Source organism: Gluconobacter sphaericus (genome assembly GCF_016757795.1).
Lineage (GTDB): Bacteria > Pseudomonadota > Alphaproteobacteria > Acetobacterales > Acetobacteraceae > Gluconobacter > Gluconobacter sphaericus.
The window spans coordinates 2507782-2524149 of sequence record NZ_CP068419.1 but is presented as its reverse complement, the minus strand read 5'-3'; the positions used below and the strand labels follow the sequence as shown (position 1 = coordinate 2524149).

At 60.1% G+C, this 16368-nt stretch carries 13 protein-coding genes; 8 read left to right on the top strand and 5 right to left on the bottom strand.

The genetic code is table 11. From position 1 onward, the window contains the following. The first annotated feature begins 8 nt into the window (after positions 1 to 8). From IGS75_RS11925 to IGS75_RS11915, 3 genes are all read left to right on the top strand, one after another. Positions 9 to 1022, top strand: a complete 1014-nt coding sequence (locus tag IGS75_RS11925) for a P1 family peptidase (protein WP_202256958.1) — start codon at positions 9 to 11, stop codon at positions 1020 to 1022. Positions 1023 to 1122: 100 nt separating this feature from the next. After that, positions 1123 to 4731 (top strand): bifunctional proline dehydrogenase/L-glutamate gamma-semialdehyde dehydrogenase PutA, encoded by a 3609-nt coding sequence (putA, locus tag IGS75_RS11920; RefSeq protein ID WP_202256957.1) that lies wholly within the window; start codon positions 1123 to 1125, stop codon positions 4729 to 4731. Between the two features lie 69 nt (positions 4732 to 4800). Next, positions 4801 to 5493 carry a GntR family transcriptional regulator gene (locus IGS75_RS11915; protein ID WP_202256956.1) on the top strand — a complete coding sequence of 231 codons (693 nt, stop codon included), beginning with the start codon at positions 4801 to 4803 and terminating at the stop codon, positions 5491 to 5493. A 3-nt stretch (positions 5494 to 5496) separates the two neighbouring features. Here the strand turns inward: IGS75_RS11915 and IGS75_RS11910 are convergent, their stop codons facing one another. Then, complete coding sequence (locus IGS75_RS11910; protein WP_141353820.1) at positions 5497 to 7668, bottom strand: FUSC family protein; 2172 nt, start codon at positions 7666 to 7668, stop codon at positions 5497 to 5499. Between the two features lie 15 nt (positions 7669 to 7683). Beyond that, the gene (locus tag IGS75_RS11905; protein ID WP_141353822.1) at positions 7684 to 8166 is read right to left on the bottom strand and encodes a MarR family winged helix-turn-helix transcriptional regulator; all 483 of its coding nucleotides are present in this window, start codon (positions 8164 to 8166) and stop codon (positions 7684 to 7686) included. A 234-nt stretch (positions 8167 to 8400) separates the two neighbouring features. Between IGS75_RS11905 and IGS75_RS11900 the strand changes: the two genes are divergently transcribed. The 4 genes from IGS75_RS11900 to IGS75_RS11885 all read left to right on the top strand — a co-directional run bounded on the left by IGS75_RS11900 (position 8401) and on the right by IGS75_RS11885 (position 12239). Further along, positions 8401 to 8595, top strand: a complete 195-nt coding sequence (locus IGS75_RS11900) for a DUF1656 domain-containing protein (protein ID WP_062499659.1) — start codon at positions 8401 to 8403, stop codon at positions 8593 to 8595. A gap of 12 nt (positions 8596 to 8607) precedes the next feature. Continuing rightward, on the top strand, positions 8608 to 9519 hold the full coding sequence (locus tag IGS75_RS11895) for a biotin/lipoyl-binding protein (RefSeq protein ID WP_141354650.1): 912 nt from the start codon (positions 8608 to 8610) through the stop codon (positions 9517 to 9519). 1 nt (position 9520) lies between these two features. Further along, positions 9521 to 11077 carry an efflux transporter outer membrane subunit gene (locus IGS75_RS11890; RefSeq protein WP_202256955.1) on the top strand — a complete coding sequence of 519 codons (1557 nt, stop codon included), beginning with the start codon at positions 9521 to 9523 and terminating at the stop codon, positions 11075 to 11077. A 196-nt stretch (positions 11078 to 11273) separates the two neighbouring features. Further along, positions 11274 to 12239: a retroviral-like aspartic protease family protein gene (locus IGS75_RS11885; protein WP_167495558.1), complete on the top strand. Its 966-nt coding sequence runs from the start codon at positions 11274 to 11276 to the stop codon at positions 12237 to 12239. Here IGS75_RS11885 and amaB read toward each other — a convergent pair whose 3' ends face one another. Next, positions 12240 to 13778 (bottom strand): L-piperidine-6-carboxylate dehydrogenase, encoded by a 1539-nt coding sequence (gene amaB / locus IGS75_RS11880; protein ID WP_202256954.1) that lies wholly within the window; start codon positions 13776 to 13778, stop codon positions 12240 to 12242. A gap of 179 nt (positions 13779 to 13957) precedes the next feature. Beyond that, complete coding sequence (locus IGS75_RS11875; RefSeq protein ID WP_202256953.1) at positions 13958 to 14272, bottom strand: antibiotic biosynthesis monooxygenase family protein; 315 nt, start codon at positions 14270 to 14272, stop codon at positions 13958 to 13960. A gap of 293 nt (positions 14273 to 14565) precedes the next feature. On the opposite strand from IGS75_RS11875, the gene IGS75_RS11870 reads away from it, so the two are divergent. Next, positions 14566 to 15723 carry an iron-containing alcohol dehydrogenase gene (locus IGS75_RS11870; RefSeq protein WP_202256952.1) on the top strand — a complete coding sequence of 386 codons (1158 nt, stop codon included), beginning with the start codon at positions 14566 to 14568 and terminating at the stop codon, positions 15721 to 15723. A gap of 37 nt (positions 15724 to 15760) precedes the next feature. On the opposite strand, the gene IGS75_RS11865 is transcribed toward IGS75_RS11870, so the two are convergent. Continuing rightward, a complete protein-coding gene (locus IGS75_RS11865) occupies positions 15761 to 16351 on the bottom strand; it encodes an NAD(P)H-dependent oxidoreductase (protein WP_202256951.1) in 591 nt (196 codons plus the stop codon). Positions 16352 to 16368: the final 17 nt, after the last annotated feature.

The window sequence follows — 16368 nt, the reverse complement described above, 5'->3', positions numbered from 1 at the left end:
GAGGCGTCATGACGAGTCTGAACCTTCTCACCGACATTCCCGGCATCCGCGTCGGTCATAGTCAGGATCTGACCCTGCGCACGGGCGTGACAGCGGTCCTGTTCGATCGCCCCGTCATCGCTTCCGGCAGTTTTACGGGCGGTGCACCGGCCCTGCGGGAAACCGCTTTGCTGGAACCGGAAAACATGGTCGGACATATCCATGCGGTCGTCCTGTCCGGCGGTTCGACCTATGGGCTGGATGCGACAACCGGCGTTCAGGCGTGGCTGCGCGAGCAGTTCGGCAGCATACCTCTGCCGCCGGGAACCATCCGCGTACCCATTGTGGTGCAAGCCAGTCTTTACGACCTTCCTGCGGGCGGACAGACGACATGGGAGCGCTATTCGCCCTATGCCGAAATGGGACATCAGGCCGCGACCAGCGCCCAAAGCGGAGCTTTCGCTCTGGGCACGGCTGGCGCAGGAACAGGCGCGACAACCGTCACTCTGCGCGGAGGGCTGGGTTCGGCAAGCACGATCACACCCGCCGGGCACCGCGTGGCTGCACTGGTCGCCGTCAACGCCGTCGGAACCGCCACGATCGGCGACGGGCCGCATTTCTGGAGCGCGCCTTTCGAGCAGGGAGACGAATTCGGCGGTCTGGGGATGCCCGCGCATCTGAGCGCAGATGATTTACGCCTGCGTTCCAAACGGGCCTCCGTCACCGGCACCACGATCGGCCTTATCGCCACGGACGCCACCCTCACCAAAACACAGGCCAAACGCCTCTCCATTCTGGCGCAGGACGGCGTGGCGCGCGGTGTGTTTCCAGCCCATCTACCTCTGGACGGGGACGCCATGATCGGAGTCTCGACCTGCGAAAAACCAGCTCCCCTTGGTCAGGAATGGACCGAAATCCTTCATACCGCCACGCAGGTCGCGGCCCGCGCCATCGCTCGGGGCGTGTATGAGGCGTCCCCCCTTCCCGGCGGCGCCGCACTTCCGACATGGCACGAACGTTTCGGGTCAAAAGATACGCCATAAATACGCCATAAAAGTGATCTGATCCTCATTTCATATATTTTACTAATAATCGTATATGATTATAGAACTCAGACTGAGTGTCGTGTCCGAGGCTGAGACCATGTCAACTTTTGTGCCGTCCTATCCTGTCCGTTCCTCCCTTCGTCAGGCTATCGCCGAAGATATGCGCAGGCCCGAAGCAGAGTGCATCCTTCCCCTGATCGAACAGGCCACACTGACCGAAACGGAACAGCAGAACACGTTTGATGTCGCCCGCCATCTGACCCGCTCCCTACGCGCGCAGCGCCGTCCGAGCGGCGTTGAGGCGCTCGTGCAGGAATTCTCGCTGTCCTCCGCCGAGGGCGTTTCCCTGATGTGTCTGGCCGAAGCACTCCTGCGTATTCCCGATGCCGCGACCCGGGACGCCCTGATCCGCGACCGGATCGGCACAGGGGACTGGCTGTCCCATGTCGGCGGTAAAAAATCCGTTTTCGTGAATGCGGCCTCCTGGGGGCTGATGCTGACGGGCAAGCTGACCAACGACACGGATGAAGGTCTCACCGCCGCGCTGTTCCGCCTCGTCGGACGTGGCGGGCAGCCGTTGGTCCGTCGCGCACTCGACATCGCCATGCGCATGATGGGCGAGCAGTTCGTTATCGGCGAAACCATCGAGGAAGCCCGCAAGGTCAGCACGGAGCCTGAAGACCGCGGCTTCAAATATTCCTACGACATGCTCGGCGAAGCGGCGATGACGGAAGCCGACGCCCTGCGCTACCGACACGACTACGAGCGCGCAATCGACGTGATCGGCCAGACCGCACGCGGTGCGAATGTGTATGAAAAGGCCGGGATTTCCATCAAGCTCTCGGCCCTACACCCGCGCTATGTCTTCGCCCAGCGCGAGCGCGTTCTGAAGGAACTTGGCCAGACGCTGAAGGACCTCGTTATTCAGGCCCGCCGCTATGACATCGGCATCAATATCGACGCCGAAGAAAGCGAGCGTCTGGACCTGTCGCTCGACCTGATCGAAGACCTATGTCACTGCCCGGAACTGGACGGCTGGAACGGCATCGGGATCGTTGTGCAGGCTTACGGGCGCCGCGCGCCGAAGGTTCTGGACTATCTGATCGATCTCGGCCGCCGCAGCGGACACCGCCTCATGATCCGTTTGGTGAAGGGCGCGTACTGGGACAGTGAAATCAAGAAGGCTCAGGTCGAAGGCCAGACGGATTTCCCGGTCTACACACGCAAATGCTACACGGACGTCAGCTATATCGCCTGCGCAAAGAAGCTTCTCGCTGCCCGCGATGTGGTATTTCCTCAGTTCGCGACCCATAACGCCCGTACGCTGGCCACGATCTACACGCTGGCTGGCCTGAATTTCCAGATCGGCGACTACGAGTTCCAGTGCCTGCACGGCATGGGCGAGACGCTCTACAACGAAGTCGTCGGTCCGCAGAAGCTCAACCGCCCGTGCCGTATCTATGCCCCCGTCGGCTCGCATGAGACGCTGCTGGCCTATCTGGTGCGGCGTCTGCTTGAAAACGGCGCCAATTCGTCCTTCGTCAACCAGATTGGCGACGAGAGCCTGCCCATCGAGACCCTGATCGCGGATCCGGTCGCGCTCGCGAAAGCCGTCCAGCCACCAGGCGCTTCGCATCCGGCTATTGCCCCGCCGAAAGACCTGTTCGCGCCCAAACGAACCAACTCCCGCGGACTGGACCTGACCGACGAACATACCGTCACGGACCTGGCCGAAGCCGTCTGCGCCTCCGGGGAACGAACGCTGGAAGACCTGTCCTGCTCGGGTGAAACGCAGGAAATCCGCAATCCGTCCAACCGTTCGGATAGGATCGGCAGTGTCCGTTTCGGAACCGAAGAGGATGTCCGCAAGGCCATTGATGCCGCCGAAAGCGAAGGCGCAGCATGGGCGGCTCTTTCCGCCGACGCACGGAGCACAAAGCTCGATCGCGCAGCGGATCTTCTGGAAGCACATCAGAGCGAACTGTTGGCCCTTCTAGTCCGCGAAGCTGGAAAATCTTATGCCAATGCGCTCTCCGAAGTTCGCGAAGCCGTTGATTTCCTGCGTTATTACGCCGTTCAGGCCCGCGAAACGGCCCAGGCCGGTAGCAGTACGCCGCTTGGCGTCGTCGCCTGTATCAGCCCATGGAACTTCCCGCTTGCGATTTTCCTGGGACAAATTTCGGTCGCACTGGCGGCTGGCAACACGGTTGTCGCAAAACCGGCTGAGGAAACACCCTTCATCGCCCTGCGCGCCGTCGCCCTTCTGCGCGAAGCAGGTGTTCCAGAAAACGCCCTCCGGCTGGTGCCGGGTGCTGGCGAAACCGGCGCGGCCCTCGTGGCCGATCCACGAATTGCTGGCGTAATGTTCACCGGCTCCACCGCCGTGGCCGGCCTGATCGCCAGTGCTCTGGCCGGGCGGACCGGCACGGACGGGCAGCCCGTTCCGTTCGTGGCCGAGACCGGTGGCCAGAACGCCATGATCGTGGACAGTTCCGCCCTGACCGAACAGGTGGTCGCGGATGTTCTGGTCTCGGCTTTCGACAGTGCGGGCCAGCGCTGTTCCGCCCTGCGCGTCCTGTGCGTACAGGAAGATTGCGCAGATCGCGTCCTGACCATGCTCCGTGGTGCCGTGGAAGAACTGCGTGTCGGCAATCCGGCGGAGCTGCACACGGATGTTGGCCCGGTCATTTCAGCTGAAGCCCAGTCCAGCATCCAGACCTATATCGATGCATCCCGTGCGCAGAACCGCACCGTCTGGTCTCTTCCCCTTCCGGACACGGCATCGAACGGCACATTCATTGCCCCGACGATTATCGAGATCAACAGTCTGGCGGACCTCAAGGACGAAGTCTTCGGTCCGGTCCTGCATGTCCTGCGCTTTGAGGCCAGCAACTTCGAGGCCCTGATTAACACGATCAACCAGTCCGGATATGGCCTGACCTTCGGCCTGCACACAAGAATCGAAAGCCGCATGGCGCATGTCACCTCGCGCATCGAGGCAGGGAACCTCTATGTCAACCGCAACATGGTCGGAGCGGTTGTAGGTAGCCAGCCATTCGGCGGCGAAAAGCTGTCGGGCACGGGGCCGAAAGCCGGTGGCCCGCTGATCCTTCGTCGCCTCATGAGCAGCGTCCCGGCCCATACGAACTGGGAAAACCAGGAACTACCAGAGCCCGCACGGCTCTTCCTGTCTTGGTTGATGCAGACAAGTTTCTCGCTCTATCAGACGATCGTGGACGCCATGCAACATGGCCTGTGCGGCACTACGCGCGAACTGCCCGGCCCGGTCGGCGAGACCAACCTGTACCAACTTCTCCCGCGTGGCGCCGTCCTGTGCATCGCCAGCGACCGCGAAACCATGCTTCGCGCCGTGGGTCTTGCTCTCAGCGGTGGAAACACGGCTTTCGTTCAGGGGCCCAACATAGCTGCGGACTGGGTCTCCAACCTCCCTGATACGCTTGCGCTGCATATCCGCCGCACGCAGGGCGGGCGTGTTGCAGGATGTCGGACGATCCTTGCGTCTCCGGAAGAAAAGCAGATGGCGCAACAGGCCTGCACGGCTCTGTCGCGTTCAGGTATGATCGTGCAGCTTTACATACTTGACGCGAAAAGCCCGATCCGGCCTGAATGGGTGCTTCAGGAAAAGGTCGTCAGCACCAACACAACGGCCGCTGGCGGTAATGCCAGCCTAATGACCATCGGATAACGGTCCTGTCCAGCATGGCCGTTCGCGCCGGCCATGCTAAGACGACTGCCCCAACTGACGGACGACCCCATGCGCGCTGCCGAGCCGAACTTTACACCTGTTGATACGAAAAGCGGCTCGGCATCGCTTGAAATCGCGGACGCCCTGCGCCGTGCCATCACGGACGGCATCCTGACCGATGGCCAGCCGATGCGACAGTCGGAGCTTGCCCGCAACTTCGGCGTCTCGACCATCCCCGTCCGCGAAGCCCTCAAACAGCTTGAAGCAGAGGGTCTGATCGCCTTCCTGCCTCATCGTGGCGCCGTGGTCACCGGACTGAGCGAAGCAGATATCCTGGAATATTCAGACATCCGCGCCTCGCTGGAAAGCATGGCGGCCGGACTGGCGATGACCTCTCTCACCCGTGTCGATCTGGCCCGGATCGAGGATGCTTACGAGGCGTTTGTCTGCGGAACAGGCGGAGCTACCGGCATGGAACAGTCCGGACGTCTGAACTGGGAGTTTCACGGCGCCATCTATGCCGCGGCACAGCGTCCGAGGCTGTACGGCATGATCCACGATCTACATTCGCGCCTCGACCGCTATATCCGTGCCCATCTGGAACTGCCGGGACGGAAAGCCGCGACCGACGTCGAACATTTTCAGATCCTTCAGGCCTGCCGCGCCCGCGATGGCGAGGAACTCGGACGCCTGACGAAACAGCATATTCTCGAAGCCGCCTCCCTGTCGCTGGACGTCATTCGCGACCGGGCAGCCTCCTGAACTTCACTGCGCCGGATTAACCGAAACCATCGTCGCGGGTCCCCGTTCGTCATACCAGCGATTCAGCGGGCCATTCGCATGGAAAAACCCCGGAATACTGTCGAGAATATGAGCACTCTGTTCTAGACACGACACTAGACGGACACGGTATAGCCCTGCTGCGCCGAAGGCTTCATCCGCGCCAATCATTCTCGCAGCTGCCATAAGAGACGCAGCCGTCCCAACAGGGTCCCGCCGCAGGGTCCTGAAAGACGCAAGCGCCACCTCCAGACCCTCCCGTTCGTGAACACTCAACCCCGCCGGTTCTATGGCCTGCCGCAAACGAATCAGCAAACGCCCGAGGGACAGGGCAGCAAAAGCGCCATCCACATACCCCTGGCGGTCGATCGGAGATGCCACCAGTGACAAACGCATCAGCAGGATCGACACTTTCTGGATCTGCGTCCCTTCCCACACCATCCAGGATGGCACGCGCGCAGCAGGGCGTGCCGAGAGGCTCTGAAGACTGCGACCAAGCGAAATGACGAGCCGCGAAGCATAAAGCCGCTGATCGGCCGGCATAATCACCCGAAACACAAGGACCAGCAGCGCACAGCCCATCAGAATGGCCAGCCAGGTGTTGATGAGCGTGATGTCGTCAGGAACCATGCTGTTCGTTATCATCAGCTGCATGGCCAGAAAAACCGTGTAACCAAAGGCCCCCACGCCGTAGCGCGGATGAAACTGGAGCCACACGCCCGGCAGCATGCAGGCACAAACCGACAGCCAGAGCATTGGATAACCATCCACGCGGGGAAGTGCTGCGATATGGCACAGCCAACAGGCCGGAACCGACAGTGCCGTTCCGATCGCCATCGGCAGGCTGGCCCGTGCCGCCGATGGTGCGGTGGACAGCAGGCTCGAGGCTGCCACAACATACATGATCATCATCGGCCCGGTCGGGAAATAGGTGATGTACCAGATCATACAGGCCAGAAAGGCGATCAACATTCCCCGCAGACCGTTATAAATCGCTGACATCCATTCCAGATAAGGCAGCACCCGAACGCGGACATCCGGACCACGAGGGCTGGACAGATCCAGGACCGTCTCGCGAAGCTGAAGAAGAATATCACGAACATTATCGACGGACGCCTGAAGTGCAGGCGATGTCGCCACCCCCTCCAGAACCTCAAGTCGCCCGAGCGACTCTTCCAGACAGCCCAGTACGCCCTGCGGCCGCTCGATCCATCCAGCGGTTTCCGTCAGGGCGAGGAGCCGGGTTAGCGTGTCGCGAATTTCGCGGTGAACAGGCGTCGAGAGCGGGTTTGCTACCCCCAGATTGCGCCAGTACGGATGATAGGATGCCACAAGCCCCGTCATATGACTGACGGCGAGCCGGTACCCCCGCACCCCGGCATGAATATCGGGATTGTCCGTCGCGGCGTATTCTACGGCCGTTCCGAGGCGCGCCAGCTGCCCCAAAAGACGCTGCCGTCCGTCATAAATTGTCTGCGGAAGGCTTCTGAAAGCCCGTTCAGTCCCCACAGTTTCCGAGCCCGAAGCCTCCTGCCCTCCGGAGCGGTTCATCAGTCCTTCATGAAACACCAGGGCATGACGGATCGTTTCGCGGAACGCCTCCGAAAGCGCGTCGATCGTACCCTGACGTCGACGCGGAGATGTCACCATGAACACCGCCGCCGTCACCACGATTCCAAGTGCGACGTCCGACACGCGCATCATGGCGGACATGAAGATATTTTCGGGATGCGCAAACGCGGGGACGGCCACGATGATGATCGTGTAGCCTGCCAGAACCGCCGCATAGGCCCTAAAATAACGCAGGCAGGTCGCCGTCATGCAGGCCAGTCCCACAAAGACCGAAAGCACCATGAAATACAGGACAGCGGACTGTACAAACATGGCCATGACAGCCGTGCTAAGCGCCGCGCCGATCACCGTCCCGGTCATGCGCCAGACACTTTTGGAGACTAGTGCGCCTACAGTCGGGTTCGCGACGATCAGGACGGTCGTGACCGTACTCATCGGCGATTCCAGTTGGATCATGAAGGCGAGAAAGAGCGCAATTCCGATGGACAGGAAAACCTTGCTCGTAAAAGCCGCCGTGGAGACGAAATTCCGCCAACGCACGCTGTTGCTATCGAAAGGAAGAAGCTGGCGAAAAAGATTGCGCATGAAAGGCCCGGGAAATCAGGGGAAAGAAAAACCGGAGAGGGAAAATTTCCCTTCCATCGTGCCAAGCTGGCTGCGAATCATCGCCACAGCATCCGAAGGCAGGCCCTCGGTCAGACGGGCTTCCAGATCCGCTGCGATGCGGTGGAACTGACGGCACCGCTCGCACCCGGCCTCCGTAAGAACCAGAAGGTTGGAGCGACGGTCCTGCGGATCGGGTTTCCGCGAGATCAGCCCTTCCCGCCCCAGATGATCCAGAACCCGCACGAGCGCCGAGCTGTCTACGCCCATGACGGACGCCAGATCGCTCTGCTTCATCCCGTTTCCCATCACCATCAGGTACGCCATGGGCCGCATGGTCGCGAGCGTCATGCCTTCGGGCCGCAGGAGACGGTCCAGCTGCGCCCGCCACAGGCTCGACAGTCGCAGAACATGAAAGGTCAGCCCCATGTCATGAAAACTGCTGTCCCGAAGAATGGACGAATTGTAGTGGACAGCCATTTCTGCTGACACCTCATCTATTGACATAGCAATAGATTATATGACACCATCACAATTGAAAACAGATCCTGTTGACATTTTCGTCAGGAGGTTCAGTTTTTGATCCAAATCACCGACCGACTGTCCTTCATGCAATGAAGGGAGTTGATGTTGCTGAGCGAGGAGCGTTGTGTACGAATTGTCTTACAGTCAGGCGGGTGACGGTCTGGTGGTTGACGGTGGGGTCGGTACCTGATGCTGGCTGAAGTTAACCTGTTTGGCGTTTTTGTTGCACCGCTTTCCATTTACGCCGTAGCGGCGGTCTTTGTGACGTTACTGCTTCGAAGCATCCTGTGGCGCACTGGTGCGCTCGGATGGTTCTGGCACGTCGCTCTCTTTGAAATAGCGCTTTATGTCTGTGTTCTCTGTCTGCTCATCCTTTACGTCTAGGGAGGGTCAGCGATGAACTGGACCCGTAGTGTGATCCGTGTCCTGCTGACCCTGATCGTCCTGGCGCTGGCCATCGGCCTGGGGCGGACGATGTGGGACATCTATGTCCTCGCTCCCTGGACCCGTGACGGCCGCGTGCGTGTTTACGTCGTGGATGCCGCGCCTGAAGTTTCGGGTACGGTTGTGGCCGTGCCGGTCGTGGACAACCAGTTCGTCCACAAGGGCGATCCGCTTTTCGTGCTTGATCCGGTACGCTTCCGCCTCGACATCGACGCCGCCCGCGCCCGGGTGGCGGGTGCCGAGGAAGACCTGAAGCTCCGCACGTCCGACGCCAAACGTCGCATGGGGCTGGGTGGCATCGTCTCGGCGGAAGAGCAGGAAGACTTCAACTCCAATGTTGAAACCCAGCGCGCCAAGGTCAACGCGGCCAAGGCCGAACTGAACACCGCGCTGCTGAACCTCCAGCGCTCGACGGTTTATTCACCGGTGGATGGCTACATCACCAACCTCAACCTGCGGGTGGGTGACTATGCCCATGCCGGTGTGTCGGGGCTGGCGGTGATCGATGCGCACAGCTTCTGGATCAACGGCTATTTCGAAGAAACCAAGATGCACGGCGTGCGTGTGGGTGATGAGGCCCGGATCAAGCTGATGGGCTACAAACAGATCCTTATGGCGCATGTCGTCAGCATCGGCCGCGGCATCAATGACCAGAACGGCGTGTCCGACAAGCTGGGCCTGCCGGACGTCAACCCGATCTTCACCTGGGTGCGCCTGGCGCAGCGTATTCCGGTGCGTCTGGAGTTCGATAACGTGCCGCCGGACATTACGCTGGCGGCTGGCATGACGGCCACCGTGACGATCGGGCGTGAGACGCCGGGTGCGCGCGGACGTCTGACCACCTGGCTGCAGAACCACCTCTGACATGTCACGCATCCCCCTTTCCCGATCGCTCGCGCGGCCTTTCACCCGGGCCGTAGCCCTTCGCAGCGTGGCTCTGGCCCTGAGCACCTGCCTGTCACTGACGGCGTGCACGGTGGGGCCGAACTTCAAGCCGGACCGGATCAAGGTGCCCGATGCCTTTGTCGAGCAGCCTCATCCTGCCACCGCCGATGCGCTGGCGCAGTCGGCTGCCGACATGAAGGACTGGTGGTCGCAGTTCCACGACCCCATGCTCAACGAACTGGTGGAGCAGGCGATCAGGGGCAATTACGACCTGCAGATCGCATCGCAGCACATCGTCGCCGAGCGCGCTGTTCGCCGTCAGGCCCAGTCGGCCTGGTATCCTCAGTTGGATGCGGCAATGGGTGGTGGCGATGATCGCTATTCCGTCAACGTGGACAACTGGCCGCTGCGGCCGGGCAATCCGGCCAACCGCCCGGACGCTTCGGTTCTGACCTATGGCGCGCGGGCGAGCTGGGAAGTCGATCTGTTCGGGCATATTTCCCGGCAGGTGGAAGAGCGCAAGCGGATCGTCGAGGAATCGATCGAGAACCGTCGCGCGGTCCTCCTCGCGCTGCTGGCCGAGATGGCGACGGATTACGTGACACTACGCTCCGTGCAGGAACGTCTGGGCGTCACCGAGCGCGCCATCGACGTAGCCGTACGCTCGCGCGAGCTCACCGAAAAACTCTACACGCATGGTCTGGGTAACACGCTGGCCGTGGCGCAGGCCCAGACTGAAGAACATCTCGAACGCGCCCGTCTGGCCCCGTTGCATGAGCAGGAAGAGCGGCTGATGCACGCCATCGCCATTCTCGTCGGCGACATGCCGGGGCAGCTTGAGGAAGAGCTGGAAAAGCGCCGTCCGATCCCCGATCTGCCGCGCTTCCCCGACAGCCTGCCCTCGATCGTGCTCGCCAACCGGCCCGACATCCGCGTGGCCGAGGCCGAATACGCCGCCGATACGGCGCGCGTGGGCATTGCGGTGTCGAACCTCTATCCGAAATTCATGATCCCGCTGACCTTCAACCCGAACGCGTCGGCCGCCTATCAGGCGTTTCAGGCGGGTGGCATGGCGTGGAGCTTCATGATGATGGCAACGCTGCCAGTCATTCATGGCGGCCGCTACACCGCCGCCATTGCGCAGGCCCGCGCCGAGGCCGAGGGCAGCCGTCTGAACTATCGCAAGACGGTTCTCAAGGCGTTTGCGGATGTCGAGGACGCGATGGGCGACTGGCGACATAATGCCGAGCTGGTCGAAGAACTGAACCAGGCCTCCGTCGATGCTGGTCTGGCCCGCGACCGCGCGCAAAAGCTCTTTACTGCCGGTCTGACCGGATACCTGAACGTACTGACAACCGAACAGACCGCCCTGTCCGCACAGGATCAGGCCGTCGTCGGCCGTCTCGCCCGCGTCCGAAACGCAGTCGCGCTGTACATCGCACTCGGCGCCGGATGGCAGGGCAAAGCCCTCACCGACACGAGACTCCCTGTCGAAGTCAAACAGCAAAACGCCTTCGTCAGAGCATTCACCAGATAACCTAAAAGCGCTACATCCCCGTGAAAGTATTTGGCTTCTGCGGAGAAACGGGACAAGGTTCTGGCAGGATTACCTCGCCCTTGAGTTAGGATCAGTGATGGGCAGACTGTCTTTCAGGCGGAATGTTTCCTCTGCCTTTTTCGCTCTGCTCACCTTCATTCCGTCCGCCCAGGCCAGATCCATTCATGACTGCGTCATGACGAGCGAAGTCTTGCCTTTCCTAAATCCCGCCGGTGCGCCTGTGATTCATGTCAAAGTGAATGACCATGACGTCGGCGCCTTTTTCTCGACCTTCACCACCCGCACGAGTGTCTGGGACGCGAAGGGTTTTGATTTTTACCAGGAAGACCCCATCAGGACCATTTCCGTCACGGGAACGGGCGGGAACTATTCCACTACCGTCCACAGCCTTCAGATCGGACAGGCTGTCCTCAAGGACATGACTGCCCTTCTAGTCGGCGAACGCCCCCCGAAAGCACCGGACGGGCTGCTCCTGATGGTGGATATCGGGTGGGACATTCTCGGGAACTACCATGTCCTGATCGACCGTTACTCCCAGAAAATGGCTATCTTTACTTACGACACAGCACCAGATTGCCCTGATATCGGAACGCTCATGAAAGATCCGGGGCCCTTCATTCCCCTTGTTTCGTTCGATGATGAGTCTCCCCAGCTCAATCAGATGACGGCTGTGCTGGACGGGCACAAGGTGGACATGCAGATCAATACCAGCGCCAACCGCTCCATCATCCAGCAATGGGTAGCGCGAAAGATAGGTATTTCACACCGCATGCTCGCTCAGGATGACGAGATCCGTGTCGGCGCAGGAGAGGTCCTGCTCGGGCACAGGCATCATTTCAACACGCTGCAACTCGGTTCACACACGCTGCATGACATCACACTGGATGTCGTCCCGGATGCGGAATTCAATATTCTGGGAATGGACGTCCTCAAGCATTTCAACGTCCTGATCAACCCCATGAAGGGTAGGCTCTGGCTTGAGGATTTCAAACCCCCGCCGGGCTATGTCGAGGAAAAAGCTCTCCCCTGGTCGCCGACTCATGACCGGCTCAGCATCACGCATGCCAGCGAGGAAAAGCAGGCCCCACCCACACCGGACCAAGGGACAAGGCCTGCGCCCCGCCCCTCTGAAAATCCGTGATCAGGCGTCCGCCGAACCGCCATCCACATCGAACTTCACACCCTGCGCAAGCGGTAGAGTACGACCATAATTGATAGCATTGGTCTGCCGGCGCATATAGGCCTTCCACGCATCAGAACCGGACTCACGCCCGCCGCCGGTTTCCTTCTCTCCCCCGAAGGCACCACCGATTTCCGCGCCGGACGGCCCCATATTAACATTCGCAATACCGCAGTCGGAGCCCTGCGCAGACAGGAACTGCTCGACCTCACGGATATCTGTGGCAAAGATCGAAGACGACAGGCCCTGCAGCACGTCATTCTGAAGCGCGATGGCTTCGTCAAGCGTGTCATATTTCATAACATAAAGGATCGGCGCGAAGGTTTCTTCCAGAACCGGCCCCGTCTGCGATGGCATCTCAACCAACGCCGGACGGACATAGAACGACGCCTCACCGTTCACATCGACGCGCGTTCCACCGTGAACCGTGCCGCCTGCGTCCACGGCAGCTTTCAGGCTGGCCTGCATCATCCTGAAGGAAGCCGCATCGATCAGCGGTCCAACGAGCGCGTCCCCTTCGACCGGATTGCCAACCGAAATCGCCTTGTAGACATTCACCAGCTTCGGAACCAGCATGTCGTAGACGCTAGCATGCACGAACAGACGACGCAGCGTCGTGCAGCGCTGGCCAGCGGTTCCCATGGCACCGAAAGCAACGGCCCGCAGCGTCAGATCCAGATCGGCGGAAGGCGTGACGATCGACGCATTGTTCCCTCCAAGTTCCAGAATGGAGCGCCCGAAACGCCGCGCCACCCGCTCACCGACATCCCGGCCCATCCGGGTCGAACCCGTCGCCGAGATAATGGGAACACTACGGTCTGCCACCATCAGTTCGCCGATCTCGCGGCCCCCGAGCAGAAGTGTGCTGAGCGCGGCCGGTGCGTCACTACCAAAACGGGCTGCAGCTTTCAGGAACAGAGCCTGCGTAGCCAGTGCTGTCAACGGGGTCTTTTCCGAAGGCTTCCAGATTACGCTGTCACCGCAGACCAGCGCCAGCGCGGCATTCCAGGACCAGACGGCCACCGGAAAGTTGAACGCAGAGATAATCCCCACCGGCCCCGAAGGATGCCATTGCTCCGTCAGGCGATGATCCGGACGTTCAGACTGGATCGTCAGGCCGTAAAGCTGACGGGACAGACCGACCGCAAAGTCGCAGATGTCGATCATTTCCTGCACTTCGCCCAGACCTTCGGACGGTACTTTGCCCACTTCCAGGGTCACCAGACGCCCGAGCGCCTCCTTGCTGGCTCGAAGCTCCTCACCCAGCAGGCGCACAAGTTCACCGCGACGCGGTGCCGGAACCCTGCACCAGGCTTTGAACGCGTCAAGTGAACTGGCGATCGTCTTCGTCGCCTGCTCTGCGCTGATTTCCGCAACCTCGGCAATCACCTCTCCCGTCAGCGGAGACTTCACCGCCAGACTGCCTCCCGTATACAGATCAGGCGACACGCCAAGACTGTCGAGGAGCGCTGCCACTTCGCAACGGAGAGATGCCGTCATTGTTCTTCCTGTCCTAGGTCTTTCATACCGGACGCGGGACACGGCCGGATCTGCATAAAGCTGACCGAAAAGCATTTCACGTCCGCCCCCACGCCCGTTCTATTCACAAACCGTTATGACAGGTTCGTCAAGTTGACGTGCCCCGAGCAGGCATTTCCCAATGCTTCACGAGCAGAAGTTCAAACCTGAATATTCTGCAAGACCTGAAAGCCCTCGAATACGGGTGGCCCCAGCGTCAGCACCGCTCCCTGCCCGGCACCAGCATGCGCGGCCCGGAACTCTTCCGATCGGGTCCAGCCAATGAAAGCATCATAAGACGCCCAGACGGTATGCGAGACATAAAGAACGTAATCTTCCATCGCTAGCCCGCGAAGGAGCTGGAAACTTACAAATCCGGGTACGGTTCTGAGCAGAACATCACGATCCATCCATTTTTTGCGAAAAGCCTCTTCGCTGTCCGGTCGGACCTTGAAGCGGTTTATGGCAATATACATCGCGGCACCCCCATTTTCTCACTCTGCATGACCTGAGCCTGCGTAGTATTTTAACGGGCGGATTGCCCCTGCGGTTTCGCCAGGGTTGCTCACCCGCCCCCCTGAGATTGCACCCCGACGCAGCGCTTACAATGCTCTCACCGGCAACCAGAGCATCTTCCCGTCTGTGCCAAACGGCAGAAAAACGGCAGGATATCTCAAAGCAGGACAACGCAGCGGCATCTTGATCTTGCGGGCCACAGACCCCACGTCGATGACGGCTCAATCAGAAAATTCCTCTGAAGACAGGACCCATGCAGAATTTTGAATTCTACAATCCCACACGCATCATTTTCGGCGAGAACACGATCCCGAAATTGGCCGATCATATCCCCGCCGAAGCACGCGTTCTGATCCTGTTCGGCGGAGCGAGCGCAGAACGCAACGGAACACTTCCGACCGTCCGCAAAGCGCTTGAAGGCCGTTTCACACGGGAATTCGGCGGTATCGAAGCCAACCCGACATTCGAAACCCTAATGAAGGCCGTAGAACTCATCCGGGAGGAAAAACTGGACTTCCTGCTGGCTGTCGGCGGCGGCTCCGTGATCGACGGCACCAAGTTCGTGGCCGCCGCCGTGGATTTCGAGGGTGATCCATGGAGCATCCTCACGACACATGGCGCGAACGTCAAAGCAGCGATGCCTTTGGGCACCGTTCTGACGCTACCGGCGACGGGTTCGGAAATGAACAGCTTCAGCGTCATTACCCGTCAGTCCACGCGCGAGAAGCTAGCGTTCGGTAGCCCGCATGTCTTCCCGCGCTTCTCGGTTCTGGATCCGACACGCACCTATTCCCTGCCCGTCCGGCAGGTTGCAAATGGCGTTGTAGATTCCTTCGTTCACATCATGGAACAGTACCTGACCTATCCCGCAGACGGACTGGCGCAGGACCGATTTGCCGAAGGACTTCTACTCAGCCTGATCGAAATCGGGCCGAAAGTGCTGAAGGAGCCTGAAAACTATTCACTCCGCGCCAATTTTATGTGGATCGCCACACTGGCACTCAACGGAATCATCGGCGTCGGCATGCCGCAGGACTGGTCCACGCACAGCATCGGTCATGAACTAACGGCCCGCTATGACATCGACCATGCCAGAACGCTTGCGATTGTTCTGCCTTCCATGCTTCGCGTGCGACAAGAAGCCAAGCGCGGCAAGCTGCTTCAGTACGCAGCCCGCGTATGGAACCTGCACGAAGGCACGGAAGACGAGCGGATCGAAGCGGCCATCGTACGGACGGAAGAATTTTTCGAAAGTATGGACATCCCCACGCGCCTGTCAGCGTACAATATTGGCGAGGACGCCATCGAGCCGCTGATCGGGCAGCTTGAAGCCCATGGTATGACCGCACTGGGTGAACATGCCGACATTACGCCGGACGTCAGTAGCCGCGTTCTACAGATGAGCCTCTAAATAAAGACGGGGGCGGCGCAGGCGGCCCCCGTTCCAGTCAGGACGCCCTACCGATAACGTCCTGCAGATGCTGGCGGTAGGCGGCGAGTGTTGCCTCCACATTTGGCGCCTTTATCACGTCCGTTGCGAGGAAGGTCGGCAGCGCGGACATGCCCAGGAACTCATGGGCTTTATGGAACGGGAAATACACCCCGTCGATACCACGCCCTTCAAAGAACTGGCTCGGGTCCGTGAAGGCGTCTGCCGGGGCATTCCAGGTCGTTGACAGCATATAACGCTTGCCCTGTACCAGACCGCCCGAACCATATTTCCGCTCCGGATGGGCCCTGCTGCGGCCATCATTGGCATAAAGTTTGCCGTGACCAGCCGTCATGACTTCATCGATGTATTTCTTGACGATCCAAGGCAGCCCCATCCACCAGCCCGGGCACTGATAAATGATCAGATCGGCCCAAATGAAGCTCTCAACTTCCTGCTCCACGTCATAGCCATCATCAATCTTCGTCTGACGGACCTCATGGCCGTTTTTAGACAGAATGTCCGCTGCCAGTGCCTGAAGCGTGTCATTCAGCCGGCCGTGGGAATGGGCGAAGACCTTACCGCCGTTAAGGAGCAGAATTTTCGTCATGATCGCGTATCCGTTTT

Bases quoted from the DNA above. Each gene is read 5' to 3' on its own strand.
- IGS75_RS11900 (WP_062499659.1), top strand. From the start codon at position 8,401: ATGCTGGCTGAAGTTAACCTGTTTGGCGTTTTTGTTGCACCGCTTTCC.
- putA (WP_202256957.1), top strand. From the start codon at position 1,123: ATGTCAACTTTTGTGCCGTCCTATCCTGTCCGTTCCTCCCTTCGTCAG.
- IGS75_RS11870 (WP_202256952.1), top strand. From the start codon at position 14,566: ATGCAGAATTTTGAATTCTACAATCCCACACGCATCATTTTCGGCGAG.
- IGS75_RS11865 (WP_202256951.1), bottom strand. From the start codon at position 16,351: ATGACGAAAATTCTGCTCCTTAACGGCGGTAAGGTCTTCGCCCATTCC.
- IGS75_RS11890 (WP_202256955.1), top strand. From the start codon at position 9,521: ATGTCACGCATCCCCCTTTCCCGATCGCTCGCGCGGCCTTTCACCCGG.
- IGS75_RS11910 (WP_141353820.1), bottom strand. From the start codon at position 7,668: ATGCGCAATCTTTTTCGCCAGCTTCTTCCTTTCGATAGCAACAGCGTG.
- IGS75_RS11905 (WP_141353822.1), bottom strand. From the start codon at position 8,166: ATGGCTGTCCACTACAATTCGTCCATTCTTCGGGACAGCAGTTTTCAT.
- IGS75_RS11925 (WP_202256958.1), top strand. From the start codon at position 9: ATGACGAGTCTGAACCTTCTCACCGACATTCCCGGCATCCGCGTCGGT.
- IGS75_RS11915 (WP_202256956.1), top strand. From the start codon at position 4,801: ATGCGCGCTGCCGAGCCGAACTTTACACCTGTTGATACGAAAAGCGGC.
- IGS75_RS11875 (WP_202256953.1), bottom strand. From the start codon at position 14,272: ATGTATATTGCCATAAACCGCTTCAAGGTCCGACCGGACAGCGAAGAG.
- amaB (WP_202256954.1), bottom strand. From the start codon at position 13,778: ATGACGGCATCTCTCCGTTGCGAAGTGGCAGCGCTCCTCGACAGTCTT.
- IGS75_RS11885 (WP_167495558.1), top strand. From the start codon at position 11,274: ATGACGAGCGAAGTCTTGCCTTTCCTAAATCCCGCCGGTGCGCCTGTG.
- IGS75_RS11895 (WP_141354650.1), top strand. From the start codon at position 8,608: ATGAACTGGACCCGTAGTGTGATCCGTGTCCTGCTGACCCTGATCGTC.